The sequence below is a fragment of the Lentzea sp. NPDC037011 genome, from assembly GCF_055607425.1.
Map to the genome: position 1 here is coordinate 81,670 of NZ_JBVJRT010000007.1, position 23,998 is coordinate 105,667.

The 23,998-nt window shown below is 70.1% G+C and carries 26 protein-coding genes; 11 read left to right on the forward strand and 15 right to left on the reverse strand.

Annotated features, from left to right (window positions below):
• Positions 1 to 124 precede the first annotated feature (124 nt).
• From ACZ7CH_RS22625 to ACZ7CH_RS22635, 3 genes are read left to right on the forward strand one after another with little or no spacing between them, the layout of a single operon-like run.
• Positions 125 to 490, forward strand: coding sequence for a GntR family transcriptional regulator (locus ACZ7CH_RS22625; RefSeq protein ID WP_458431283.1), 366 nt, complete (start codon positions 125 to 127; stop codon positions 488 to 490).
• Positions 490 to 1,365 carry an ATP-binding cassette domain-containing protein gene (locus ACZ7CH_RS22630; RefSeq protein WP_470374771.1) on the forward strand — a complete coding sequence of 292 codons (876 nt, stop codon included), beginning with the start codon at positions 490 to 492 and terminating at the stop codon, positions 1,363 to 1,365. Before ACZ7CH_RS22625 ends, ACZ7CH_RS22630 begins: the two co-directional genes overlap by 1 nt.
• A complete protein-coding gene (locus tag ACZ7CH_RS22635) occupies positions 1,362 to 2,021 on the forward strand; it encodes a hypothetical protein (RefSeq protein WP_470374772.1) in 660 nt (219 codons plus the stop codon). The genes ACZ7CH_RS22630 and ACZ7CH_RS22635 overlap by 4 nt, the downstream gene beginning before the upstream one ends.
• 4 nt (positions 2,022 to 2,025) lie before the next feature.
• On the opposite strand, the gene ACZ7CH_RS22640 is transcribed toward ACZ7CH_RS22635, so the two are convergent.
• The 3 genes from ACZ7CH_RS22640 to ACZ7CH_RS22650 are packed head-to-tail and all read right to left on the reverse strand — an operon-like array spanning position 2,026 to position 4,303.
• Positions 2,026 to 2,997 (reverse strand): LacI family DNA-binding transcriptional regulator, encoded by a 972-nt coding sequence (locus ACZ7CH_RS22640; RefSeq protein ID WP_360396212.1) that lies wholly within the window; start codon positions 2,995 to 2,997, stop codon positions 2,026 to 2,028.
• 5 nt (positions 2,998 to 3,002) lie between these two features.
• Entirely contained in the window at positions 3,003 to 3,470 is a 468-nt protein-coding gene (locus ACZ7CH_RS22645) for a hypothetical protein (protein WP_458431287.1), read from the reverse strand.
• Positions 3,467 to 4,303, reverse strand: coding sequence for a DUF1996 domain-containing protein (locus tag ACZ7CH_RS22650; protein WP_458431288.1), 837 nt, complete (start codon positions 4,301 to 4,303; stop codon positions 3,467 to 3,469). Before ACZ7CH_RS22650 ends, ACZ7CH_RS22645 begins: the two co-directional genes overlap by 4 nt.
• A 214-nt stretch (positions 4,304 to 4,517) precedes the next feature.
• On the opposite strand from ACZ7CH_RS22650, the gene ACZ7CH_RS22655 reads away from it, so the two are divergent.
• The gene (locus ACZ7CH_RS22655) at positions 4,518 to 6,221 is read left to right on the forward strand and encodes a discoidin domain-containing protein (protein ID WP_470374773.1); all 1,704 of its coding nucleotides are present in this window, start codon (positions 4,518 to 4,520) and stop codon (positions 6,219 to 6,221) included.
• On the opposite strand, the gene ACZ7CH_RS22660 is transcribed toward ACZ7CH_RS22655, so the two are convergent.
• On the reverse strand, positions 6,205 to 8,130 hold the full coding sequence (locus tag ACZ7CH_RS22660; protein ID WP_470374774.1) for an endo-beta-N-acetylglucosaminidase: 1,926 nt from the start codon (positions 8,128 to 8,130) through the stop codon (positions 6,205 to 6,207). The genes ACZ7CH_RS22655 and ACZ7CH_RS22660 overlap by 17 nt on opposite strands.
• Positions 8,131 to 8,314: 184 nt before the next feature.
• Between ACZ7CH_RS22660 and ACZ7CH_RS22665 the strand changes: the two genes are divergently transcribed.
• Positions 8,315 to 9,145 carry a dienelactone hydrolase family protein gene (locus ACZ7CH_RS22665; RefSeq protein WP_470374775.1) on the forward strand — a complete coding sequence of 277 codons (831 nt, stop codon included), beginning with the start codon at positions 8,315 to 8,317 and terminating at the stop codon, positions 9,143 to 9,145.
• 73 nt (positions 9,146 to 9,218) lie between these two features.
• Here ACZ7CH_RS22665 and ACZ7CH_RS22670 read toward each other — a convergent pair whose 3' ends face one another.
• The 4 genes from ACZ7CH_RS22670 to ACZ7CH_RS22685 all read right to left on the reverse strand — a co-directional run bounded on the left by ACZ7CH_RS22670 (position 9,219) and on the right by ACZ7CH_RS22685 (position 14,219).
• A complete protein-coding gene (locus ACZ7CH_RS22670) occupies positions 9,219 to 11,741 on the reverse strand; it encodes an ABC transporter permease (protein ID WP_470374776.1) in 2,523 nt (840 codons plus the stop codon).
• Positions 11,734 to 12,525, reverse strand: coding sequence for an ABC transporter ATP-binding protein (locus tag ACZ7CH_RS22675; protein ID WP_360396486.1), 792 nt, complete (start codon positions 12,523 to 12,525; stop codon positions 11,734 to 11,736). The genes ACZ7CH_RS22670 and ACZ7CH_RS22675 overlap by 8 nt, the downstream gene beginning before the upstream one ends.
• Before the next feature lie 184 nt (positions 12,526 to 12,709).
• Positions 12,710 to 13,195: a hypothetical protein gene (locus tag ACZ7CH_RS22680; RefSeq protein WP_360396224.1), complete on the reverse strand. Its 486-nt coding sequence runs from the start codon at positions 13,193 to 13,195 to the stop codon at positions 12,710 to 12,712.
• Positions 13,196 to 13,241: 46 nt separating this feature from the next.
• On the reverse strand, positions 13,242 to 14,219 hold the full coding sequence (locus tag ACZ7CH_RS22685; protein WP_470374777.1) for an LLM class flavin-dependent oxidoreductase: 978 nt from the start codon (positions 14,217 to 14,219) through the stop codon (positions 13,242 to 13,244).
• Between the two features lie 39 nt (positions 14,220 to 14,258).
• On the opposite strand from ACZ7CH_RS22685, the gene ACZ7CH_RS22690 reads away from it, so the two are divergent.
• The 5 genes from ACZ7CH_RS22690 (at position 14,259) to ACZ7CH_RS22710 (ending at position 18,016) form a co-directional block, all read left to right on the forward strand.
• Positions 14,259 to 14,528, forward strand: coding sequence for a GNAT family N-acetyltransferase (locus tag ACZ7CH_RS22690; RefSeq protein WP_360396228.1), 270 nt, complete (start codon positions 14,259 to 14,261; stop codon positions 14,526 to 14,528).
• Positions 14,529 to 14,563: 35 nt separating this feature from the next.
• Positions 14,564 to 15,553 (forward strand): MBL fold metallo-hydrolase, encoded by a 990-nt coding sequence (locus tag ACZ7CH_RS22695; RefSeq protein WP_470374778.1) that lies wholly within the window; start codon positions 14,564 to 14,566, stop codon positions 15,551 to 15,553.
• 241 nt (positions 15,554 to 15,794) lie between these two features.
• Entirely contained in the window at positions 15,795 to 17,126 is a 1,332-nt protein-coding gene (locus tag ACZ7CH_RS22700) for a hypothetical protein (RefSeq protein ID WP_360396232.1), read from the forward strand.
• 24 nt (positions 17,127 to 17,150) lie between these two features.
• Positions 17,151 to 17,885, forward strand: coding sequence for a lysophospholipid acyltransferase family protein (locus tag ACZ7CH_RS22705; protein WP_458431299.1), 735 nt, complete (start codon positions 17,151 to 17,153; stop codon positions 17,883 to 17,885).
• Complete coding sequence (locus ACZ7CH_RS22710) at positions 17,882 to 18,016, forward strand: hypothetical protein (RefSeq protein WP_360396235.1); 135 nt, start codon at positions 17,882 to 17,884, stop codon at positions 18,014 to 18,016. Before ACZ7CH_RS22705 ends, ACZ7CH_RS22710 begins: the two co-directional genes overlap by 4 nt.
• Before the next feature lie 119 nt (positions 18,017 to 18,135).
• Here the strand turns inward: ACZ7CH_RS22710 and ACZ7CH_RS22715 are convergent, their stop codons facing one another.
• From ACZ7CH_RS22715 to ACZ7CH_RS22725, 3 genes are read right to left on the reverse strand one after another with little or no spacing between them, the layout of a single operon-like run.
• On the reverse strand, positions 18,136 to 18,576 hold the full coding sequence (locus ACZ7CH_RS22715) for a response regulator (RefSeq protein ID WP_360396236.1): 441 nt from the start codon (positions 18,574 to 18,576) through the stop codon (positions 18,136 to 18,138).
• Complete coding sequence (locus ACZ7CH_RS22720; RefSeq protein ID WP_470374779.1) at positions 18,573 to 20,075, reverse strand: sensor histidine kinase; 1,503 nt, start codon at positions 20,073 to 20,075, stop codon at positions 18,573 to 18,575. The genes ACZ7CH_RS22715 and ACZ7CH_RS22720 overlap by 4 nt, the downstream gene beginning before the upstream one ends.
• 7 nt (positions 20,076 to 20,082) lie before the next feature.
• Positions 20,083 to 21,231: a PP2C family protein-serine/threonine phosphatase gene (locus tag ACZ7CH_RS22725; RefSeq protein WP_360396240.1), complete on the reverse strand. Its 1,149-nt coding sequence runs from the start codon at positions 21,229 to 21,231 to the stop codon at positions 20,083 to 20,085.
• Positions 21,232 to 21,296: 65 nt separating this feature from the next.
• On the opposite strand from ACZ7CH_RS22725, the gene ACZ7CH_RS22730 reads away from it, so the two are divergent.
• Positions 21,297 to 21,782, forward strand: a complete 486-nt coding sequence (locus tag ACZ7CH_RS22730; protein ID WP_458434360.1) for a GNAT family N-acetyltransferase — start codon at positions 21,297 to 21,299, stop codon at positions 21,780 to 21,782.
• On the opposite strand, the gene ACZ7CH_RS22735 is transcribed toward ACZ7CH_RS22730, so the two are convergent.
• The 4 genes from ACZ7CH_RS22735 to ACZ7CH_RS22750 form a co-directional block, all read right to left on the reverse strand.
• Positions 21,717 to 22,187 carry a YkvA family protein gene (locus ACZ7CH_RS22735; RefSeq protein WP_360396244.1) on the reverse strand — a complete coding sequence of 157 codons (471 nt, stop codon included), beginning with the start codon at positions 22,185 to 22,187 and terminating at the stop codon, positions 21,717 to 21,719. The two genes, ACZ7CH_RS22730 and ACZ7CH_RS22735, sit on opposite strands and share 66 nt — an antisense overlap.
• A gap of 2 nt (positions 22,188 to 22,189) precedes the next feature.
• Positions 22,190 to 22,531: a hypothetical protein gene (locus ACZ7CH_RS22740; RefSeq protein WP_360396246.1), complete on the reverse strand. Its 342-nt coding sequence runs from the start codon at positions 22,529 to 22,531 to the stop codon at positions 22,190 to 22,192.
• 157 nt (positions 22,532 to 22,688) lie between these two features.
• A complete protein-coding gene (locus ACZ7CH_RS22745) occupies positions 22,689 to 23,432 on the reverse strand; it encodes an anti-sigma factor family protein (protein ID WP_360396248.1) in 744 nt (247 codons plus the stop codon).
• On the reverse strand, positions 23,429 to 23,998 hold the full coding sequence (locus tag ACZ7CH_RS22750; protein ID WP_030468711.1) for a sigma-70 family RNA polymerase sigma factor: 570 nt from the start codon (positions 23,996 to 23,998) through the stop codon (positions 23,429 to 23,431). Before ACZ7CH_RS22750 ends, ACZ7CH_RS22745 begins: the two co-directional genes overlap by 4 nt.

Consider the following 23,998-nt stretch of genomic DNA (forward strand, 5'->3'; position numbering starts at 1 on the left):
CGGCTGTCGCGCCCGCGGTGATCGACATGAAGGCCACCACCCCAGTCATGAGTCGGACCGGGTGACCGGCGTGCCTCGGCGGTGCTATGGTTCATTACATGAGTAACGAACCAGGGAAGTAGTCGTGTTCGACGACCGGAGTCCGATCTACCGGCAGATCGCCGACCGGATCAAGGCGGACGTGGTCAGCGGGGCGCTGAAGGCGGACGAGCAGGTCATGTCGACCAACCAGTACGCCGCCTACTACCGGATCAACCCGGCCACCGCGGCCAAGGCGTTCCAGCAGCTCGTGGACGAGAAGGTGCTCTACAAGAAGAGGGGGATCGGGATGTTCGTGAGCACGCGGGCTCGCGACATGCTGCGGGCACAGGGCAGGGAGACCTTCTTCGGCGAGGTGGTCGACCCGATGGTCGCCGAGGCGCGCGCCATCGGCATTCCGCTCGCCGACGTCATCCGGCGCATCGAGCAGCACGACAGGGGGGAAGTGTGATGCAGGTCGACGTGCGGGGTTTAACGGTCCGCTACGGCACCATCACCGCTGTGGACGACATGAGCTTCTCGTTGTCCGGCAACAAGATCTACGGTCTGCTCGGGCGCAACGGCTCCGGCAAGACCAGCCTGATGTCCGCTCTCGCCGGCTACCGCAGGCCCGTCGGCTCGGTGCTGCTCGACGGTGCGCCGGTCTTCGAGAACGCGCGGGCGATGCGGAACGTCTGCCTGGTCCGGCACACGACCGACGCCGCCGACAAGGGCGACAAGGTCGTCCACGCGCTGGAGTACGGCAAGGCGTGGCGCGAGACGTGGGACGACACCTATGCCCGCGAGCTCGTCGAGCTCTTCGGGCTGCCACTCAAGACCAAGGTCGGCGAGCTGTCGCTGGGGCAGCGGTCCGCGCTCGGCGTCACGATCGGGCTCGCCAGCCGCTCACCGCTGACGATGCTCGACGAGTCGCACCTCGGCATGGACACGCCGACCCGGTACGCCTTCTACGACGCGCTGCTGCAGGACTTCATGCGGCACCCGCGCACCATCGTCATCTCCACGCACCTCATCGAGGAGCTGGCCTCCCTGCTGGAGGAGGTCCTGATCATCGACAACGGCCGGCTCGTGCTCCAGGAGGAGGCCGACGTCCTGCGCTCGCGCGGCACCGAGGTCACCGGGACCGCCGACGACGTCGACGCGTTCACCGCAGGGCTCACCGTGCTGAGCGAGAAGTCGCTGGGGCGCACCAAGTCGGTCATGGTCTACGGCACGCTCGACGACGCGCAGCTCGTCCACGCCCGCCGGCTGGGGCTGGAGCTAGGGCCGATCGCGTTGCAGGACCTGTTCGTGCACCTCACCGAACCGGTCGGGGGGCTGCGGTGAGGGTCTTCCGCCACCTGGCCACGTCGCTCGCCGGGTTCAGCGCGCTCGTCGCGGCCGGGGTGTTCGCCTTCACCGTCGCCCTCACGTTCGCCGTGTCGCTCTTCAAGGACGTCGTGATCAGCGGGTGGTCGGTGGCCGCCGGTCAGGTCGGGCCCTGGTTCGTGCTCTTCGTCGGCGTCCACGTGATCCACAACGTGCTGCCCGTCGCGGTCGCGCACGGCCGCACCCGCCGGGAGCTGCTGGGCGCCGCGACCGGGTTCAGCGTGGTGTTCGCGGCCGCGATGGCCGCGGTCGCGTGGCTCGGGTTCGCCGTCGAGGGCGGCGTCTACGCGCTGATGGACTGGACCGCGGGGGACCGCGGGCTGCCGTACGCCTACTTCCTGATGTACCTCGTGTGGTGCGCGGTCGGCATGCTCCTCGCCGCGGCGTTCGACACGTCCGGACCGGCGGGCCTCGTCGCACTGCCGTTCGGCATCGCCTTCGCGGTCATGGCCAAGGTGCGGATACCCGGCTCCGGCGAGCTCCCGTTCCTGCGCAACGAGATGAGCCTGCTCGGCGCCGGCTGGCACGTCGCGTCCGCGGTCGCGTGGCTGCTGGCGGTCGCGGCGACGTGGCTGATCGCCAAGAACATGCCGGTCAGGTCCAAGAGCGCGTGAGCGGTCAGCCGCTCGCCCGCACGACGAGCGAAGGCGCGAACACCACCGACGTGACGGGCGTGGCGGGGTTCGCGATCTGCCGCAGCAGCTGACGGGCCATCTCCTGCGCCATGTCGGCGATCGGCTGGCGGACGGTCGTGAGCTCCGGCTCGCACGTCAGCGCCGCGCTGCTGTCGTCGAACCCCACCACCGCCACGTCACCGGGCACCGTGCGGCCGTGGCGGTGCAGGACCGCGATCGCACCGGTCGCGATCAGGTCGGAGCCGGCGAACACGCCGTCGACGTCGGGGCAGCGGGCGAGCAGCTCCTCGGTCGAGGCGATCCCGGACTCCCTGGTGAAGTCACCGTGCACCACGACCGCGTCCGGCACGACGTCGAGGAAGCCGCGCACGCGGTCCCGGCCCGTGGGCATGTCCTGCGGGCCGGTGATCGTGGCGATGCGCCGGCAGCCGAGCGCCAGCAGCCGTTCGCCGGCCAGCGCACCGCCCGCCGCCTGGTCCACGTCGACGTAGGTGATCGGCATCGGCTGCCACGGCCGCCCGGCCAGCACGACCGGCAACCCGGCCGCGATCAGCTGACCGGGCACCGGGTCCGCCGGGTCGGTGTGCACGAGGACCACCCCGTCCAACCGGCCGCAGCGCAGGTCGCTCACCGCCTGCTCGCGCGTCCCCGGCCCGGTCATCATGAGCACCAGGTGGATGCCCAGCGGCCGCACCACGCGGGTCACGCCGCTCACGACGCTCGCCAGGTGCGGGTCGCCGAGCATCCGGTGCTCGTCGGGCAGCACCAGCCCGATCGCGTCGGCCCGCCGCGTCACCAGCGAGCGCGCCGCGATGTTCGGCAGGTACCCGGTGCTGGAGATGGCGCGCTGCACCGCGTGCCGCAGCGCCTCGTCGACCGTGCCGAGGCCGTTCACAACCCTCGACGCGGTGGCGCGCGACACCCCGGCGACGCGCGCCACCTCCTCCAGCGTCACGCGTTTCACCTGGCGGCCAGCTCCGCCGTGCGGTGGCGTTCCATCAGCTCGACGATCTCCACCGTCGGCGGGTGCTTCAGGTCCACGCGCGCGTTCTCCAGGACCTTCAACGACTCCGTCAGGTGCGCGCGCACGAACTGGTCACGCGCCTGCGGGTCGGTCGCCGCCAGCTGGATCTCCGCGTCGGTCGGCATGCCCGGCATGTCGTGCCCGACGTGGTTGTTCACGTACGGCACGTCCAGCACCGCGCGCAACCGTTCCAGCTCCTCACGGCGGTGCGCCACCATCTCGGCCGGGCCGCCGTTCTCCAGCAGCTTCAGCACCTGTTCGTTGGTCCCGATCGAGAGCTCCACGAACGCGCGTTCGGTCTGGCCGAACGCGCCCTGCGCTTCCGAGCTCACCGGGGTGTCAGGGGTGGGGGGAGGTGCCTGCTGGCAGCCCGCGAGGAGGCCGGCCAGCAGGCAGAGGATCACCCGTGGTTTCCGTTGTGGTCGCATTTGATCACCACGTTGATGCAGTTGCGGACACGGCGTTCCATCTCGGCACGCGGCCAGACGTTGAAGAAGTCGCCGTGCATGGTCTGTCCGGTGCCCGAGGCCAGTCGCAGGCCCGAGGTGGTGCCGTTCACCGGGTAGCGCAGCACCATCCGCAGCTTCGGCACCGGCACCGGGTGCGAGGACGGGCAGCCGCCCGCGACGGGGTACGACAGGTGCGACTTGTGGTCGGACGAGTCGAGGTCGCGGCCGTTCCAGCACTGCGGGAAGTCCAGGTAGGTCTCCAGCATCGTGCCGGACGGGCATTCGACGAAGTTCTTGGACGGGTTCACGTGCCCGGCGTGCAGGCACGACCACCGCGCGTTGCTGTCGCCGTCGCCGGTGGCCTTCGCGTTGCCCGCGACGATCTTCAGCCCGTAGGGCATCGGCTGGATCGCCGCCGGGTTGTTCACGCCCTCGCCGAGGTAGTAGAAGGTGACGCCGGTCGGTGCGATCGCGGTGTTGTCGCGGTAGAGCGTCGGCACCCAGTAGGAGGAGATGTCCGCCGCCGGGTTGCAGTTGCCCGTCGAGCCCTCCAGCGACTGCTGGGTGGTGCGGGCGTTGGTCGAGCGGTTGCCGAAGAAGTCGTGCGAGTGGGAGGCACCGGGCAGGTTCGGCAGGACGATCGGGTCGTCCGGGAGCCGGTGGCTGATCGGGCACTCCGCGAGGAACTCGGCGACGCGCACCGGTGCTCCCTGCGCCGCGCCGGGGACGCTCAGCACCCCGGCGGCCAGTGCGAGGATCGTGGCCAGGTGGAACAAAGGCTTCCTCATTGAAGCTTTCCTCTCCGCAGCAGGATTGGGAGAGCGCTCTCACGCCGTTCGAGCATGGCGCAGGTCGCAAACGGGCGTCAATCCGCAAGAAACGTTCAGAAGTCCCGGTTTTCTTGACACCACGCACCCGTGCCCTGACTCTCGGTGCTGAACTCCTGTCGCAGAGAGCGCTCTCTCACGCCTCGTCGCCCGTTCATCGGCTTCAGGAGCACCCATGTCAGGAAGGCCCCACCGCACGAGACTGCCCCTGTTCGTCGCCGCGGCGCTGGTCGCGGCCACGATCACGCCGGCGCAGGCCGCCGGCCCGTTGCTCTCCCAGAACCGTCCCGTCACCGCCTCCAGCAGCGAGAACGCCGCGTTCAGCGCGACGGCCGCCGTCGACGGCGACCCCGGCACCCGCTGGTCCAGCCAGTTCAGCGACCCGCAGTGGATCCAGGTCGACCTCGGCTCCCCGGCGAAGGTCGACCAGGTCGTGCTGGCCTGGGAGGCCGCGAGCGCCAGGGCGTACACGCTCAGCATCTCCGCCGACGGCAACTCGTGGCAGGAGCTGCGCCGCACCACCGCCGGGCCCGGCGGCACGGAGACGCTCGCGGTCTCCGGCACCGGCCGGTACGTGCGGCTCGACCTCACCCAGCGCGCCACGCAGTACGGCTACTCGCTGTGGGAGTTCCAGGTGTTCGGCACCCGCGACTCCGGCAGCGCGGAAACCCTGCTGTCGTACGGGAAGACCGGGTCCGCCTCGACGTTCCAGGACGACCCGAACTGCGGCGGCTGCACCCCGGCCAAGGCGTTCGACCGCGACCCCGCCACCCGGTGGGCGACCAGCGCGACCACCGGCTGGGTCGACCCCGGCTGGATCTCCGTCGACCTCGGCGCCACGGCCCGGATCTCCAAGGTCGTGCTGCAGTGGGACCCGGCGTTCGCGACCGCGTACCGGATCGAGGTGTCCGACGACAACGCGACCTGGCGGCAGCTCTACTCGACCACGACCGGCCGCGGGTTCAAGGAGACGCTGACCGTCAGCGGCACCGGCCGGTACGTGCGGATGTACGGCACGGCCCGGTCGAACGGCTACGGCTACTCGCTGTGGGAGTTCCAGGTCTACGGCACCGGCGGCAACCCGACGCCCGCGCCACCGCTGCCCCCGAACCCGTCGTTCCCCGGCCGGCTCGTCTGGTCCGACGAGTTCAACGCCCCCGCGGGCACCGCGCCGGACGCCTCGAAGTGGCAGCCGGAGACCGGTCCCGGGGTGAACAACGAGCTGCAGTACTACACGAACAACAACAACGCCCGCCACGACGGCAACGGCAACCTGGTGCTGCAGGCCCGCCGCGAGGTCACGCCGGGCAGCGCCTGCCCGGTCGACCCGGTCAGCGGCAGCACGACCTGCCAGTACACCTCCGCGCGCCTCAACACCTACGGCAAGTTCACGTTCACCTACGGCCGGGTCGAGGCGCGGATCAAGGTGTCGTCCACGCAGGGGTTGTGGCCCGCGTTCTGGATGCTGGGCGCTGACTTCTTCGACCAGCGCCGGCCGTGGCCCCACACCGGCGAGATCGACATCATGGAGCACGTCGGCAAGGAGCCGAACCGGGTCTACTCGACGCTGCACGCCCCGGCGTACTTCGGCGCGGGCGGGTACGGCTCCCCGCTCGACCTCGGCCAGCCCGCGGCGGCGGCGTTCCGCACGTTCGCCGTCGAGTGGGACTCCAGCCACATGACGTTCAGCGTGGACGGCAACCGGTTCTTCACCGTCGACCGCAACGTCCTGGAGACCACCCGCGGGCCGTGGGTGTACGACCACCCGTTCTTCCTGATCATCAACAACGCCGTGGGCGGCGACTGGCCCGGCCCGCCGGGGGCCGGGACGCAGCTGCCGCAGGACATGGTGCTCGACTACGTCAGGGTGTACCAGTGATCGTCGTGCGAGCGGGTGGCGAGACGTCGAACGCCTCGTCGACCGCCTCGACCTCGATCTGCGCCGTCTCGCCGTTCGTGAGCGGGATCGCGGGCACGAAGTACGCGTCGTTCGGCGTGCCACCGAGGAAGAGCCGTTCGGGACCGGCTTTGTAGACCCGGTACTGCCGGACCCGGCCGGGGGAGCGGGTCCAGGTGAGCCGTGCCGACACCGTGGCGGCGTCGGTGCGGCTCACCAGCTCCACCCGCGGGTTCGCCGGTGCGGCGGGTGCGGTCATGGCCGGGTCGGTGACGCCGATGCGGCCGACGAGGGCGGTCACCGGGCCGCCGGGCAGCACCCGCAGCGCGATCTCGGTGAGCGTCGCACCGGCGTGCTCACCGAGCGGGAACACGCTGCGCCGCCACCCGCCGCTGACGCCGCCGAGGTCGAGCACCCGCTCGGTGGTCCCGATCCGCAGCACGGCCTGCAACCGCGACGGACCGGTGCCGGTGCGGTGCACGACCTCGAACTGGCTGCTGCCGGTGAGGGGGAGCGCCGTCGCGAACAGCCGCACGTCGTTGGCGGACGCGGGTGTGCCGGTGATCTTCAGCGCGGTGCCGCCGTCGTACGGGTCGTCCCAGTCCAGCGAGGGCACGACCTTCGTGCCGCTGCCGGTGACGCTCCACCGCCAGGTCGGCAGCACGTCCTGCAACGCCAGGTTGTTCCACTGCTGCGTCGAACGGACCGTGCCGCCGACGGCGAACTTGCGGCCGTGCCCGGTGTTGAAGTTCGTGACGAACGGCAGGGAGGTGATCGGCGTCAGCTCGGTGATGTGGTGGGCGACGCCCTTCCACGCCGCGTTTGTCGTCGTGTTGGCCGGGTCGCCGTTCGGACCGACCCAGAACCTGTTGTCCCGCGCGTAGAAGTCGGCGGGACCGGTCGCGGACTTGAACGTCCACTCCGGACGGTAGAAGCCGAGCGAGGTGGTGTGCGGCCCGCCCTCGGGGAAGATCGAGGCCCAGGCGACGCTGGTGTTGTAGCCGTTCGACTCGACGTCCACACCGGACGCCAGGTCGTACGGGCTGCGACCCATCTGCCGGGCGAGGTTCGCCGAGTTCTGCAAGCCCTGCGCGCTCCACCAGAAGTTCAGGAACATCTCGTCGGAGGGGGCGAAGAACATCCGGTTGCGCGCGGTCAGCGCGTTCTGCCAGGAGACGCTGCCGGTGTCGGTCATCGCGTCGTACCAGATGATCCGCAGGCCGCTCCTCTTCAGGTAGACGATGAAGTCGCGCATGTCGGCGGCCAGCTGGGCGTTGCCGCCGGCGGTCTCCTGGTTGAGGAACCAGCCGTCGAAACCGTGGTGGCGGGCCACCTGGACCATCTTGTCCGCCACCGGGAACCGGTCGCCCTCGCGCCGGACGAGGTCGCGCACCCACTGCAGCTGACCGCCGTACGCGGTGGGCGGCAGGAACACGTTGCCGATCACCTTCACGCCGTTGCGGTGCGCGGCGTCGGTGACGGTCGGGTTCGGCGCGAGGATCAGGCCCTCGGAGGCGCTGCCGCCCCAGAACACCAGCTCGTCGACGTACTGCCAGTAGTTGGTGGCGTAGTAGTTCATGTCGAGCGCGCCCTGGGCGGGGTTGCCGCTCGTCGGCGCGTACGCGACCAGCGCCTGCACCCGCGCCTCGTTCGCGCGGGCGTGCGGGTTGGCCGGCTGGGCGGGCACGACGCGCCGGGCGAGCGGGACCGAGCTGCGGTTGTACCGCGCGTCCCGGTCCGTCGCCGGATCCCAGTCGAGGATCGTGGCGGGGTGCCAGTAGGACGCGTACGGCTGGGCGACATCGGCCAGCGCGGAAGCGGGGGCGTCGGGCAGCAGACCTGTTAGCGCTGCCGTTGAGCTCAGTACGAGGAACTGTCTCCTGGTGGGCACGCGCTCACCCTTGTGCGGCATCTGATTCGTCGCATACCGCCTCTACGGTGACCTGATCGGACGACAATTCCCTGCTCAGCTGCGCTCGGTAACCATCCGACCGGACGAATCGGACGAGCCTACCGAGCGGTAGCGTTGGGGACGCCGTTTTGGTTCCCCTGCAACCAATTGAGGTGTATTCGTCGTGCGCATCAAAGTCGTTGTCGCGGCACTCGTCCTGGCCTTCGCCCCCACCACCACCGCCACCGCGGTCGCCAACCCCCATGAACGCGGTCCGGCACCCACGGCCGCATCGGTCGAGGCGTCGCGCGGCACCTTCGCCGTCACCCAGACCACCATCGCCCGCCAGCCGGACTTCGGCGGCGGCACCGTCTACACCCCCACCAGCGACCTCAAGTTCGGCGCTGTCGCCGTCTCACCCGGCTTCACCGCCACCCAGACGTCGGTCGCGCACTTCGGTCCCCGGCTCGCGTCCTTCGGGTTCGTGGTGGTCACCATCAACACCCTGTCCGGCTTCGACGACCCCGACAGCCGCGGCCGCCAGCTGCTCGCGGCACTGGACTACGCCGTCCGCACCAACCCCCGCGTCGACGCCTCGCGCCTGGCCGTGATGGGTCACTCGATGGGCGGCGGCGGCGCACTGCGCGCCTCGGTCTCCCGGCCCGCCCTGCAGGCCTCCATCCCGCTGGCCGCCTGGCACACCACGAAGAACTGGTCGGCCGTCGGCGTCCCGACCCTCGTGCTCGGCGGCCAGAGCGACCCGACCGCACCCAACTCGCAGCACTCGCTGCCGTTCTACACCTCGATGACCGCCGCACCGGACAAGGCGTTCCTCGAACTGCGCGGCGGCGACCACTCCGACCCGCGCAGCGACAACGTGACCGTCCGCAAGTTCACGCTGTCGTGGCTCAAGCGGTTCGTCGACGACGACCTGCGCTACGACCAGTTCCTGTGCCCGGCCCCCGCGCCGAACACCGCCATCAGCGCGTACCGCGACACCTGCCCGCACTCCTGACCCCGGTGGGCAAGGCGTCTGCAAGTACTACCGACACGGCGGTCGGCAGTACTTGCAGACGCCAGAACAAGGATCACTCGTAGGCGATGGCGTCCAGGACGTTGAGCCGTGCGGCGCGGATGGCCGGCAGGATCGCCGCGACCACGCCGACGAACGCGGCCACCACCAGGTACTGGACCATCGTGGCCCACGGGAAGCCGAGCTCGGAGATGCCCTGGTCCTTCAGCGCCTGCACGGTCGCGACGCCCAGCGCCAAGCCGACCGCGAGACCGAGGACCGCACCGAACACGGAGATCACCACCGACTCGACGGTGATCATCCGCATCACCTGCGAGCGCCGCATGCCGATGGCGCGCAGCAGACCGAGCTCGCGGGTCCGTTCGATCACCGACAGCGCCAGGGTGTTGATGACGCCCAGCACCGCGATGAGGATCGCGAGCGCCAGCAGGATCTGGATCATCAGCAGGACCGTGTCGAACTGCGAGGTCGTCTGCTTCACGAACGCGCTGCGGTCCTGCACGGTGATCTCGGGGTTGTCGGCGAACAGCGGCTCGACCCGCTTCTGCACGTCCGCCGCACTGGTGCCGGGGTTCACCTGCACGAACGCCTGGGCGACCCGGTCGGAGCGGAAGTTCTTGCCCGCCGACTCCGGCAGCACCAGCGCACCCTGCAGCACCTGGGACTTGGCCCAGATGAACCCGACCGTGAAGGTCTGCGGCTGCGCGGCCCTGGCCAGCTGCAGCGACACCGTGCTGCCGACCGTCCAGCCCTTCTCGGCCGCCATCTCCTCGGACAGCGCGAGCTGGTCGTCCTTCAGCGGCGCGATCTCACCGGACTTCGGCTTCAGCGCGAACATCGTCGCCAGTGCGGGCACGTCGTTGACGCCGACCGCGAACAGCTGGCTGTCGCCCTGGAGCACACCGTCCTGCGACCAGCCGACGGCCGACTTCACGCCCTCGGTCCGTTCGACCTCCGACAGCACGTCCCGCGGGAACGTCGCCGGCTGGCCCTCCGCCTGGCCCTCACCGGAGATGATCAGGTCGGTCTGCAGCTGACCGGAGGCCAGCTTCTCGATCGACTTGGTCGCCGACGTCAGCACCACGCTCACGCCGGTGATCAGCGAGATGCCCACCATCAGCGCGGCGGCGGTGATGGCGGTGCGGCGCGGGTTGCGGGCGGAGTTGCGCCGGCCCAGCAGGCCCGGCATCGACCACGACAGCAGCCGGCCGATCAGCGACACCATCGGCCGCGACAGGATCGGCGTCAGCAGCGCCACGCCCACGAACGCCACCAGGATGCCGCCGAAGATCAACGACAACGACGCCTGCCGGAAGCCGAAGGCCAGTGCCGTGCCACCGGCGGCCGCGACCAGCGCGCCGGTGATGGTGATCTTCGTCAGCGGCCGGTCCGGCGTGGCCGCCTCGCGCATGGCCGCGACCGGTGCGATCCGCGACGCCCGCAGCGCAGGCAGGACCGCCGCGACCACGGTGACGACGATGCCGACCGCGAACGACGAGATCACCGCGGACGCCGGCACCCCGATGCCCGCGAGCTGCAGGTTCGTGCCGCCCACCGAGCTGAAGATCGTCGCCAGCAGCGCCCCGACGCCGACCCCTGCCCCGAGGCCGGCGATCGACGCGATGAGGCCGATCACGAACGCCTCCAGCACCACCGAGCCGATGACCTGGCCGCGGGAGGCGCCCATCGACCGCAGCAGCGCGAGCTCCCGCGTGCGCTGGGCGACGATGATGGAGAACGTGTTGAGGATGATGAAGATGCCGACGAACAACGCGATGCCGGCGAACCCAAGCAGCACGTAGTTGAAGAACTTCAGGCCCTCGTTGATCTGGTCGGCCTGCTCCTTCGCGAGCGTCGCACCGGTCTTCACGTCGTAGCCGGAGCCGAGCTTCGCGGCCACGGCGTCGCGCAGCGCGTCGTCGGACGTGCCGGCCGCGGCGGTCACGGTGACCGAGGAGTACGCGTCCTGCTTGCCCAGCAACAGCCGCTGCGCCACGGGTTCGGTGAACGCCACGGACAGCTCGCCGCCCAGCGACTCGCGGCCACCGGCGTACTCGTAGATGCCGGCGATCTTGAAGGTCTTCTTCGGCTCCAGCGTGAGCAGCCCGATCTCGTCGCCGACCTTGAAGCCACCGGTCGAGGCGAGGTAGGCGTTGACGACGACCTCGTCGTCGGCCGCGGGAGCCTTGCCGTCGCGGATCTTCTCCTGGCCGGTGCCGGTCCAGTTGGTGCCGAACCGCGGTGCGCCGGAGGTCGTGATGACCTTGCCGTTCTTGCCGATCGGCCGCGCGGACCCCTGCACCTCGCCGACCGCGGACGCCACGCCCGGCACCGCCTTCACGTCGGCGATCGCCTGCGGCGTGAGCGGCTGGGGCTCCTTGCCCTTCTCCTGCTTCGGCGACACCGAGACGTCCACGTTGGCGAACGCCGACGAGAACAGGTCGGTGAACGACCGCTGCAGCGTGTCGGTCAGCACGAACGACCCGGACACGAACATCACGCCCAGCACCACCGCGAGCGCGGACAGCACCAGCCGGAGCTTGCGCGACAGCAAGCTCTTGATAGTGGCCTTAAGCATGTGGCACCACGACACCGTCGAGGTGCTTCATCGTCTCCAGGACCTCGTCGGCCGAGGGCGCCAGCAGCTCGCGGACGATGTGGCCGTCCTTGAGGAAGATGACGCGGTCTGCGTACGACGCGGCGTTCGGGTCGTGCGTGACCATCACGATCGTCTGCCCGAACTCGCGGGCGGACCGCTGCAGGAACGCGAGCACCTCGGCACCGGACTGCGAGTCCAGGTTGCCGGTCGGCTCGTCCGCGAACACGACCTCGGGCCGCGACACCAGGGCACGCGCGCAGGCCACGCGCTGCTGCTGGCCACCCGACAGCTGCGTCGGGCGGTGCGAGAGCCGGTCGCGCAGGCCGACGGTGTCGATGACGACGTCGAACCACTCCCGGTCGACCTTCTTGCCGCCGATGGCGAGCGGCAGCGTGATGTTCTCCTCGGCGGTCAGCGTCGGCAGCAGGTTGAACTGCTGGAAGATGAACCCGACCTGGTCGCGCCGCAGCTCGGTGAGCCCCCGGTCCTTCAGGCCGGTGACCTTGGTGTCACCGATCCACACCTCGCCGCGGGTCACGTCGTCCAGCCCCGCCAGGCAGTGCATCAGGGTCGACTTGCCCGACCCCGACGGTCCCATGATCGCGGTGAACCGCGACCGCTCCAGCTCGACGCTCACCCCCGCGAGCGCGGTCACGGCGGCGTCGCCGGACCCGTATTCCTTCCACACGTCGACGGCTCTCGCCGCGACTCCATCGGACGTGCTCACTGTCTGTCCCCTCCTGTGGGATTTCTTGCGCACCATCTTCGACGACGCGGCGTACCGGAGGGTCAGGTCTTCCCCTGAGATCAACCCTGAACCAGTGTGCCCCCACACCTCAGCACCGGCATGCTGAGAGAGCTCTCAGCCCCGGCGGGTGCGCGTCATCGCGTGGTCGCGAGGGGAACGGTATTCCACAGGCGGCACAGTGTCTTCCGCCTTCGGATGACTAGGCGGTCAACTTCCGTCGCATGGGGACGGTGGGTTCCATCCGCCACGAAACCAGTTCCACCCGCAGGCCTTCGCGCAGCGCGTTCGCGGCGAGCCAGTGGTCCACGTCGCCGAGGTAGGCGCTCGCGGGCCGCGGCCAGCGGTCCAGCCACCGCCCGAACGCGGCGTTGAGCGCGATCGGTCCGCCCGGCGGGCGCACGCCCAGCACGAGCACGGGGTCCTCCCCGGTGACGAACCCGGTGGCGGTCTCGTGCACGCCACCGAAGAGGACCCGGTCCGCGCCCACCTCACGGGCCTTGTCCGCCACCGCGAAGAACGCCGACCCGCGCCCGGAGGCCCGTACCACCAGCTGGTGCGCGCCGAAGTCGGTGTCGAGGAACTCGTCGGCGCACGTGCCGTCATCGGCCAGCACCAGCACGTTCGTGCCGCCGGGGAGTGCCCCGACCTGGTCCGGGTGCGTGATGCCGATGACGGTGATGCCCACGGGACAGATCCTGACCGGCCCGTGTTAAGCCTTGGCGCCGTTGGTGTTAAACAAGTTTCGGCAGCACCTCGGCACCGAAGAGCCGGATCGTCTCGATGACCGACTCGTGGGGCATGCCCCCGATGTCCACCATCACCAGGTGCGTGTCGATGGACAGCGTCCGCGCCAACGCGTTCAGCCGCGCCGCCACCTCGTCGGGCGTCCCGCAGACCGCGGCACCCTCCATGATCTCGTCGACATCGATGTCACCGTCACCGCGCCACGGGTCGGCGAACCGCGCGTACTCGGCCAGGTGCGGCCGCCACCGCTCGCGCGCGTCGGACTCCGCCACGAACACGTGGCTGGGCACCCCGACGCGGCCGGTGGGGAAGCGTTCGCGGTAGCGCTGCACGACGTCTTGGTAGATCGACGGGTCGCGCAGGGTCGAGGGCAGCATCAGCGGCATCTCCAGCTCGGCCCCGAGGTCGGCCGACACCGCCGATCCCGACCCGATCCACACCGTGGGGCGCGGCGTCTGCACCGGCCGCGGCGTCGTCGTCACCTCGGTCAGCTGGCCGCGGAACCGCCCGTCCCAGCTCACCTCCGGCTCCTCCAGCAGCTTGAGCAGCAGCCGCAGGTGTTCCTCGAACCGGGCCCGCAGCTCACCGGGCTGCACCCCGAACGCGGCGTCGGTCTGCTGGTCCACCCCGCGCGCCACGATCAGCTCCGCGCGGCCGCTCGACAGCACGTCGAGCGTCGCCAGCGCCTCGGCCACCAGGACCGGGTCGCGGTGGGCGAGCAGCGTGACGCCCGTGGACAGCCGCAGCGTGGACGTCCGCGCCGCCACGGCCGACAGCAGCAGTTCGGGGGCGGACACGATGTAGCGGGTGAAGTGGTGCTCGCCGATCGCGACGCCGGCGAACCCCGCCTCCTCGGCCACCACCGCCTGCTCGACCATCGCCCGCAGCCGTTCGGCCTGCGGCACCTCCCGGCCCGTGCACGGGTTGGGCAGGTGGTCGCCGAGGATCAGCAGGTAGACGTCCATGACGGACATTTTTCCAGCGCGCGGGGTTAGATGGTCGACATGGTCACCGACAACCGCGCGGAGAGCCGCTACGAGGTCCACGTCGACGGGAAGCTCGCGGGCTTCCTGGAGTACCGGGACGTGGGCGGCGTCCTCGCGCTCGTGCACACCGAGGTCGACGACGCCTACGCCGGGCAGGGCCTCGGCGGGCAGCTCGCGAAGTTCGCACTGGACGACGTCCAGGCCCGCGGGGTGAAGATTTCGCCCCTGTGCCCGTTCGTGGCGAAGTACATCGACAAGCACCCCGAATACCGTGTTACCGTCCGGTAGATAGTTGCGAGCGCTAACGATCGGGGTGAGCGGGCGTGTGGAGTGAGCCGGGCGCGTTCGAGGTGGCACCAGGTGTGCACCGCATTCCGCTGCCGCTGCCCAACGACGGCCTGCGTGCGGTCAACGTGTACGCGGTCGAGGACGGCGACGGCCTGGTGATGATCGACTCCGGCTGGGCCCTCGACGAGGCCCGCGACCAGCTGGAGGCCGCGCTCGGCACCCTGGGCAAGGGCTTCGAGGACATCCGCCGGTTCCTCGTCACGCACGTGCACCGCGACCACTTCACGATGGCGGTGTCGCTGCGCAGGGTGTTCGGCAGCAAGATCGGCCTGGGCCTCGGCGAGCAGCCGTCACTGCGGCACATGCTGCACGGCCAGGAGGACCAGCACGTCTCCGACCTGCGCAAGTGGGGTGCCGGCGAACTCGCGGAGACGTGGGTCAAGATCATGCACAGCGTCGACCGCGGCGAGGCCCTGCGCGACTACGAGGAACCCGACGAGTGGCTCACCGCGTCGACCCTCGACCTGGAGCACCGCAGCCTGGAGGTCATCCCGACGCCGGGACACACCCGCGGCCACGTCGTGTTCGTCGACCACACCGCGAAGGTCCTGTTCTCCGGCGACCACGTCCTGCCGCACATCACCCCGTCGATCGGCTTCGAGCCGTTGCGCCCCGAACTGCCCCTGGGCGACTACATGACCTCGCTGCGGCTCACGCGCGGGTTGCCCGACCTCAAGCTCCTGCCCGCGCACGGTCCCGTGACCGACAGCGTCCACGCCCGCGTGGACGAGCTGCTGAGCTTCCACGAGCAGCGGCTGGAGGAGATCGGCAAGGCCGTCGCGGGCACCGCGTTCGAGACCGCCCGCAAGATCGGCTGGACCCGCCGGCAACGCCGGTTCGACGACCTCGACATGTTCAACCAGGTGCTCGCGATCGGCGAGACCGCCGCGCACCTCGACGTCCTCGTCGAACGCGGCGAACTGACCCGGACGGAGTCCGGGGGCGTGTTCGAATACTTGCCCTGACGGCGGAGGGCCTGAGGGAGTTTCGGGCAAGAGCGATGACCAAACGGGCATTCCTCCATTTTCGCTTCATTCTTCCTGACGGGGAAACTACAGTCGACACCACGAGGTGAGGTGACTCACCGGCTTTCCTCGACAGAACCGCGTCAGTGGTTCTCGGGCTTTGTCGTGAATTCCGCCGGTATACGGCGCACATCTTTTGTTCTTCGACTCGTCGTGTTCCAGGCCCACGGTGGAGTTTGCGATGATTGGTCTAGCGGCATCGGGAGCCGTCGCACGGGCAGACGAGTGGGTGTTGCGGCGCCTGCCCACGGCGGCCTGGGGTGCCGGGAAGAGCGCGGCGGCGGCCGAGGACCTCGTGAGGGAGCTGAGCTCGGAAGTGCTCGCCGGCCTGCCCGAGGTGGCGGAGGTCAGCCGGGACGAGGCGCGGCGCTTGCTCGTCGGCCTGGGGTTCTGCGGCAGCGCGGTGGCGCGGTTCGCCGTGGAGACCGGGCAGGAGGTCGAGCAGGCGTTCGGGCACCTCCGCGTCGGGCGGTCCGCGTGCGCGTTCCGGCGCTACTACGCCGACCTGGCGGAAGCGTCCGGAGCCGGGCATCCGCCACGCCAGGCTTTCGCGTCCGTCGTCACGTGGAACGCGCCCACGGTCGTCGTGAGCGCCGACGGCATGCCGGACGTCCGAATCGCATCCGCGTACGGCGACGGAAGAACGAGGACCTGGACGGGCACGAGCGACGAATCGAATCTTTGGAGGCTGTTCAAGAAGAGCGTCGCCCTCGGTGCCGCCGCCAACGAGTTGCTGTCGCCGCTGATCTCCGGTGAGGTGGAGGTGGAGTCCCCGGAGTTCGTCCGGCGGGCTCTCCTCGCCGCGGAGCTGATCGACAGGATGCGCGAAGAAATGCGCTCGTTCACCGTCAGGAGGCCGACCGGCGGCGGTTCCATGTCGGTCGAGGTCTTCATGGGTGAGATCCGCCAGTACGGCGTTCCCTGGGACCCCGGGGCGGAGGCCCCCAGCGGTCCGCACGAGGCGGAGTGGCTCAAGCGCGACATGATGCTCGGTCAGCGCTCGCCCGAGTACGTGGACCAAGTGCGCCGAAGGTATCCACAGCTGCTGGAAGGGGATGTGCGAGGCGTCGAGGACGCCCTCCGGTCCCCCTCCCTGGAACAGGTCGTGCGGCGGGCCTGCCTGCGCCACCTCTCCTCCGACCACGACAGCGGCGGCAGCCGGCGGGCTCAGGTGCTGTCCGGCGTGCTCGCGGTACGGGCTGTCCACCGTGCGGCAGGCCTGTGCGCCGCCGCGCACCTGGGCCTGGCGAGGAGGTTCCTCTTCGTCCCCCGGCGTCGTTCGGCACCGGCCGGCGAGCGCCCCGGCCTGGAGGTGACCGCGGTGGCCAACGACGCCGGCATCACGGGCATGACCGAAAGCGTCGTCAAACGACTGACCGAGCGCAGGCTCGAACCCGTTCTCGACGACGTCGTCGGGAGAGCGGGAGAAGCCGAGCTGAGCCAGGCGCAGGCCGCACTCGACCGGTGCACCCGCCCCGCGGTCACGATCGTCGATCTTTCCGTCAATCCCTGATCCGTCCCGGGCTCGCGTGCTGGAATGGCGGGCGTGACCCCGCTCGAGCTCGCCGCCTGGACGTGGAAGATGCCACGACGAGGCAGAGGTTTCTGGTTCTCCCTGGCCATCGACGTCCTGTGGCCGATCGTCGTGCTGTTCGTCCGCCTGCGCGTGCGGGGCCGTCAGCACGTGCCCGGCACCGGTGGCGTGATCCTCGCGTTCAACCACCTGTCGAACTCGGACACGGTCGCCGCCGTCGTCTTCGCGCTGATGTCGGACCGCGTCCCGCGCATCCTCGCGAAGGCCTCGCTCTGGCGCACGCCGCTCTTCGGCCGGGTCATGCGCTCAGGCGGCCACATCCCGGTCGAACGCGGCACCGTCAAGGCCGCCAGGGCGCTGCGCCCGGCCGTGGAGGCGCTGAAGGCGGGGGAGTGCGTGATGGTGTTCCCCGAGGGCAGGTTCACCGACGACCCCGGCAACTGGCCGATGAAGGGCAAGTCCGGCGTCGCGCGGATGGCCCTGGAGAGCCGCGCCCCGGTCGTCCCGGTCGCCGAGTGGGGCACCCAGGACCTGCTGCCCAGGGGCACCGTGCTGCCGCGGTTGCTGCCGCGCAAACGGGTCGAGGTGGTCGCGGGTGCGCCGGTCGACCTGAGCGACCTCTACGACCGCGAACTGACCGCCGAGGTGCTGGACGAGGCGACCGCGCGGGTCATGGATGCGATTGCGGTCACGTTGTCCGGCATACGTTCCGGGGAACCGGGTAGCCGAAGGACATGACTCTGCCCAAGGAAAGCATCAGGCCCGGCGGCGACGGCTTGTGGGCTTCCGTGATCCCGGAACCGCGCGAGGAGCAGCAGTGGGTCGTGCAGGCGGACGACGACCCGTTGATCGTGCTGAGCGTCGACTGACCGCCGGCGACGGACCCGCTACCGCCCAGCTCTGGTGGGCTCGGCGGAGCAGGCATCCCCGTGGACCAGTCCCGCCAGAACGGCGGGGCTGCCCGCGCTGTCCGGGAAACCGCCCGTGATCAGCGCGGCAGCTTCACCACGGTGACGAAGAAGTCGTCGATCTGGCGCACCACGTCGATGAACCGGTCGAAGTCCACCGGCTTGGTCACGTAGGCGTTCGCGTACAGGCTGTAGCTGCGCAGGATGTCCTCCTCCGCCTCCGACGTCGTCAGCACTACCACCGGGATCGACCGCAGCTCGGCGTCCGCCTTGACCTCGGCCAGCACCTCGCGGCCGTCCTTGCGGGGCAGGTTCAGGTCCAGCAGGATCAGGCCCGGCCGCGGCGCGTTCGCGTACTGGCCCTCGCGGCGCAGGAACTCCAGCGCCTCCACACCGTCCTTCACCACGTGCAGCTGGTTGCGGATCTTGTGGTGCTCGAACGCCTCCTGCGTCATCAGCGCGTCGCCGGGGTCGTCCTCCACGAGCAGGACGTCGATCACGGTCAGCGGTGCCTCGTTCATGCGGTTTCCTCAGGCAGTGCGTCGGTGGCGGGCAGCGTGAACTCGAAGCGCGTACCGGAGTCCACACCGGTGTTCAGCCAGATGGTGCCGCCGTGGTACTCGACGATCTTCCGGCACATCGCCAGTCCGATGCCCGTGCCGGGGTAGGCGTCCTTCGGGTGCAGGCGCTGGAAGATGACGAAGATCCGGTCAGCGTACTCCGGCTCGATCCCGATGCCGTTGTCGTGCACCGAGAACCTCCACATGTCGCCGTCGCGTTCCGCCGCGATGGTGACGACCGGCGGGTCCTCGCCCCTGAACTTCAGCGCGTTGCTGATCAGGTTCTGGAACACCGCGCTGAGCAGCGTCGCCTCGCCGCGCACCGGGGGCAGGTCGGCGACCACGAGGGTCGCGCCGGTCTCCTCGATCCGCTCGGAGAAGCTGTCCTCCAGCTGGCGCACCACCTGGTTGAGGTCCACCATCGTGCGTTCGCGGGTGATGCGGCCCACGCGGGAGAACGCCAGCAGGTCGTTGATCAGGCCCTGCATCCGCTTGGCGCCGTCGACGGCGAAGTCGATGTACTGGTCGGCGCGCTCGTCGAGCTGCCCGCCGTAACGGCGTTGCAGCAGCTGGCAGAACGACGCCACCTTGCGCAGCGGTTCCTGCAGGTCGTGCGAGGCCACGTAGGCGAACTGCTCCAGCTCGGCGTTCGAGCGCTGCAGCTCCGTCTTCGCCGCCTCCAGCGTCGCCAGCTCCTGCACGATGCGGTGGCGCATCGCGTTGACGTCGTCGCCGAGCATCACCGTCTCGCGCGGGCCGTGCACGTCGATGCGGCGCTGGAAGTCGCCGTTCGCAACCTCCCTGACCTGTTCGGCGAGGCTCGCGAGCGGACCGATCAGCATGCGGTGCAGCAGCGCCGACAGGCCGCCGATCACCGCGACCAGCAGCACGCCCATGCCGATGACCAGCCACAACACCACGTTCGCCGCGGCGCTCAGGTCCTGCCTGGCCTGCCGGCCCAGCTCGCCGATGTCGGTCTGCAACCCGGCCAGCTCGGCGCGGATCTGGTCGAACAGCACCTTGCCGCGCTCGATGTCGCTCGGGCTGCCGGGACCGGACAGCTGGACCGCGGTGATCGTCAGCTCCGCGTACTCGGCACGCCACTGGTCCGCCAGCCGGCCGATGCGGTCGAGCCGGCCGCCGGGGTCACCGACGTGGTCGCGCACCCGCTGCGCGGCCTCCCGCTCGGCGTTCTGCCCGTCGAGGTAGGGCCGCAGGAAGTCGTCCTCACCGGTGAGGACGAACCCGCGCAGGCCGGTCTCCTGGTCGAGGAACGCCCGGTTGAGGTCCTTCGCCTCCCGTGCGGCCGGCTCGACCGCGTCGACCGCGCGCTGGCGGGCCGTCGAAAGCGAGTCGAGCGCCACCACGGTCGAGGAGATCGCCACCGCCGTCATCACGAGCAGCACCGTGACGATGACGACCAGCATCCGGCTGGCCGGCATCCGGTCGGACAGTTTCACGTGAGCTTCACCTGGGGTCTTTCAGCAGCAGGACGGCCATGTCGTCGTCTAGTTCCCCGCCGTTGAGCCGGGTAACCTCCGCGATCACCGGATCGAGCCACGACGCGGTGCCGCGGCGCAGCTCGTCCTGCATGATCTCGCACAGGCGCTCGACACCGAGGCGGTCGGTGTCGTCGGGCACCCGGCCCTCGATCAGGCCGTCGGTGAAGCACATGAGCGACCAGCCGGGCGGCAGCGGCACGTCCACGCCGGTCCACGCGTAGTCGGGCAGCACGCCCAGCGGCACGCCGATCTTCGACTGGGGCAGGTCCACGATCTGCTGACCGGCCACCAGCAGCGGTTCGGGGTGACCGGCGAGGAAGTACCGGGCCGAGCGCCGGTCCGGTGCCACGGTGACGGTGCAGGCCGTGGTGAAGATGCCCTCACCGTGCCGCTCCGCGACCAGCACCTGGTCGAGCGTCCGCAGCACCTTCTCCGGCGGTTCGCCCGCGAGCACCAGCGCACGCCACGCGATCCGCAGGCAGACGCCCAGCGCGGCCTCGTCGGGGCCGTGGCCGCAGACGTCGCCGATGATCGCGTGCACCGTGCCGTCGGGCAGGCCGACCGCGTCGTAGAAGTCACCGCCGAGCAGCATCCGCTGGCCACCGGGCTGGTAGCGGACCTCCAGGTCCAGGTCGGAGCCCTTGAGCAGCGGGGGAGGGAGCAGGCCGCGTTCCAGGCGGGCGCGTTCCTGGGCGACCAGGGTGGCCTCGCGCAGCTTCTGCTGGGCGTCGTCGGCCCGGCGCCGTTCGACCGCGTACCGCACGCCGCGCAGCAGCAGCTCGCCGTCGACCTGACCCTTGACCAGGTAGTCCTCGGCACCGGCCGCGACCGCGTCGATGCCCTCGCCCTCGTCGTCCAGGCCGGTGAGCACGATGATCGCGGGCGCGCGGGGTATGCCCAGCAGCCGGTGCAGGCCGTTCAGGCCGTGGGAGTCGGGCAGGCCGAGGTCGAGCAGCACGCACTCCGCGTCGGCCAGCAGGGTCTCCGCTTCGGCCAGCGTGCGGGCACGCGTCAGCTGGAATGGCGCGTTCGCCTCTTCGAGGAGCGCCTCGACGAGGACCGCGTCACCATCGTCGTCCTCGACCAAGAGGACGCGCACGGTCTTGGTTCGCATCACGTCGGACTTTAACGCGATTCGGCTGCGCGGTCGGTGTCCGGCCTACCAGGATGGCGGGCGTGTTGATCCGCCTCGCCCAACCAGCCGAACTGCCGTACCTCCAGGAGATCGAAGTCGCCTCCGGCGAACCGTTCACCGACGTCGGCATGCCCGAGATCGCCGCCGACGCCCCGATGTCGCTGGAAGCCCTGGCAGAGCACGAGGTCTGGGTCGCGGTGGGCGGCAGCGGGGTGCCCGTGGCGTTCATCGCGGTCGGCCCCGTGGACGACGCCACCCACATCCACCAGGTGAGCGTCCACCCGTCGTGCGCACGGCAGGGCATCGGCGCGGCGTTGATCGAGCACGTCACGCCGGCCGACCGCGCTGTGACGCTCACGACGTTCCGCGACGTGCCGTGGAACGCGCCCTACTACGAGCGGCTCGGGTTCCGGACGGTCACCGAGCCGTCACCGGGGCTCGCGGAGCTCATGCGCGAGGAGGCCTCACGGGGCCTCGATCCCGCGACCAGGGTCGCGATGGTCCTTCTCCCAGCGCACGAACGTCCCTGACGCCACCGACAGGCTGCTGAGCAGCCACACCAGCACCCCCGCGTCGTCGGTCACGCCGATCACCGGCAGCAGCTCCGGCACCAGGTCGATCGGCGAGACCAGGTACACCAGCGCCACCGCCCACAGGGCGAGCTGGTTGCGGGGCAGCCCCCGGTACGCGCCGCTGCGCCAGGCCTTCCACAACCGCGGGAGGGCCTTGGCGCGGGTGATCGGGTTGCCGACCGGCCCCGGCAGGCCCTGCGCGCGCCTGCGGCGGTAGCGCACGACGCCCAGCGCCAGGAACACCAGGCCCAGTGCCGTCATCACCCAGCCGACCGGCGTCGGGCTCAGGCCACCGAGCGGCGCGTCGCGCAGCAGCAGGATCAACAGGCCGGACAGGGAGATGAACGCTCCGAAGACGACCATCGCTAACTCGGCTCCTGGAACAGCATCGTCGGGATGGACTTCGGCGGCTGCCGCTGCGGTTCCGGCTGCGCGAAGTCGAACACCTGCTCCGGTGCCTCCTCCGCGGGAACCTCCTTGACCACCGGCTTGCGCGCCGCCTTCACCGGTGGTGGCGCGGACACGTCGAGCGCCTGCCGCGCCTTGGAGATCCAGACCTTCTGCATCGCCTCGTCCTTGCTGCCGGCCGCGGACGCCGCGAGTCCGGAGAGGACACCGCGGATGCGCGCGACCAGCGCGGGATGCCGCCGGACCGCCTGCCACACCGCGTGATCACCCGGCAACCGGGCCGAGACGAGCTTCGTCACCTGAGCGCGCAGCTCCGATGTGGACAGATCGAGCCAACGCTCGACCGCTGACGGGCCAATCGCCACGTGCACAGCCTCCCCGAGAACGACAACCGCCCCCACAGGATCTCACGGATCGAGCGGGGGCAGGTGGTCCGGGCGCTTTTCGCCGCTCGGGTCAGGAAGCGACGACCTCGAGCAACACCTTGCCGTTCTCGTCGTGGATGCGGAAGGTGGCGATCTCGTGCCACCGCATGGCCACGTTCGCCTGCAACCGGATCGTCTTCTTGTCGCCGGCCACGGGTTCCGGTGCGAACCAGGACGTGACCTGGGCGACGCGGCCCGCGCGGCCGACCGCGACGAGCGAGCCCTTGGACGGGCCGGACATCCCGCTGACCTCGATGTCCATCGACGTGCCCCACGGCTCGTCGGACGCGGTGATCTTCGTGAACACACCGCTGTTCGGGTCCTGCTGCTGCACCTGCATCGACGAGTCGGCCTGGTTGTTGGCCACCCGCGTCTGCGAGGTCGACGTGCTGGGGTTCTGCCCGCCCCCCGCCTGGTTCGACCCGTCGTCGCCACCGACGACCAGCGTGGTGACCACGGCGGTCACCGCGATGACACCGGCTGCCGCGGCGGCCACGCCCTGCGCGATGAACCACCGCCTGCGCTTGCGCCGGGCCGCCACCGCGTCGAGCATGACCCGCACCGACTTGCCGTCCGGGCGTTCCGGAGCCGTCCCCCTCAGCATCCCGCCCGCGTCGGCCTCGTCGATGAGGTCCGGCACCACCGCGAAGTCGCGCAGGTCAAGAGCACACCGCCGACATTCGGTCAGGTGGTTCTCGAACGCCTCCACCTCATCGGCATCGAGGATGCCGAGCACGTAGGCGGCGACGTCGAGGTGGTCTGGTGCCGTTGTCACCGCGTCTCTCCCCGATCGTGCAACGCACGCCGCAACGCACGCAGCGCGTAGTACACCCTCGACTTGACCGTCCCCGGTGGCACGCCCAGTGCCGCCGCGGCCTCACCGACGGTGCGGTCCCGCAGGTACGTCTCGAGAATAGCCTCCCGGTGCTCCTCGGAGAGACCGTTCATCGCCTCGGCGACGACGATCGCCGCGAGGGTGCGGTCCTCCTCACCGCCCGAGGGCGACTCGTCCGAAGGGGTCAGTTCGAACTCCTGCGGACGGACGCTCCGCTTTCGCCTGTCGTCGATGACCAACCGCCTTGCCACCGTGAACAACCACGACCGCAGGAGCACGGGGTCACGTTCGAGCTTCTCGGCGTTGCGCCAAGCCCTGACCAGTGTCTCCTGCACGATGTCCTCGGCCCATTGACGATCATGGCCGGTCAACCGCATGCAGTGTCCCAGCAGGGCGCTGCCGAATTCCTCGTACAGCCGACGGATCAACTCTTCTTCGAGAGATCCCGGTCTTGGTGATTGTTCGTCTAACTCACGTTGACGTCTATGCCGCGCCACGGGGGACAT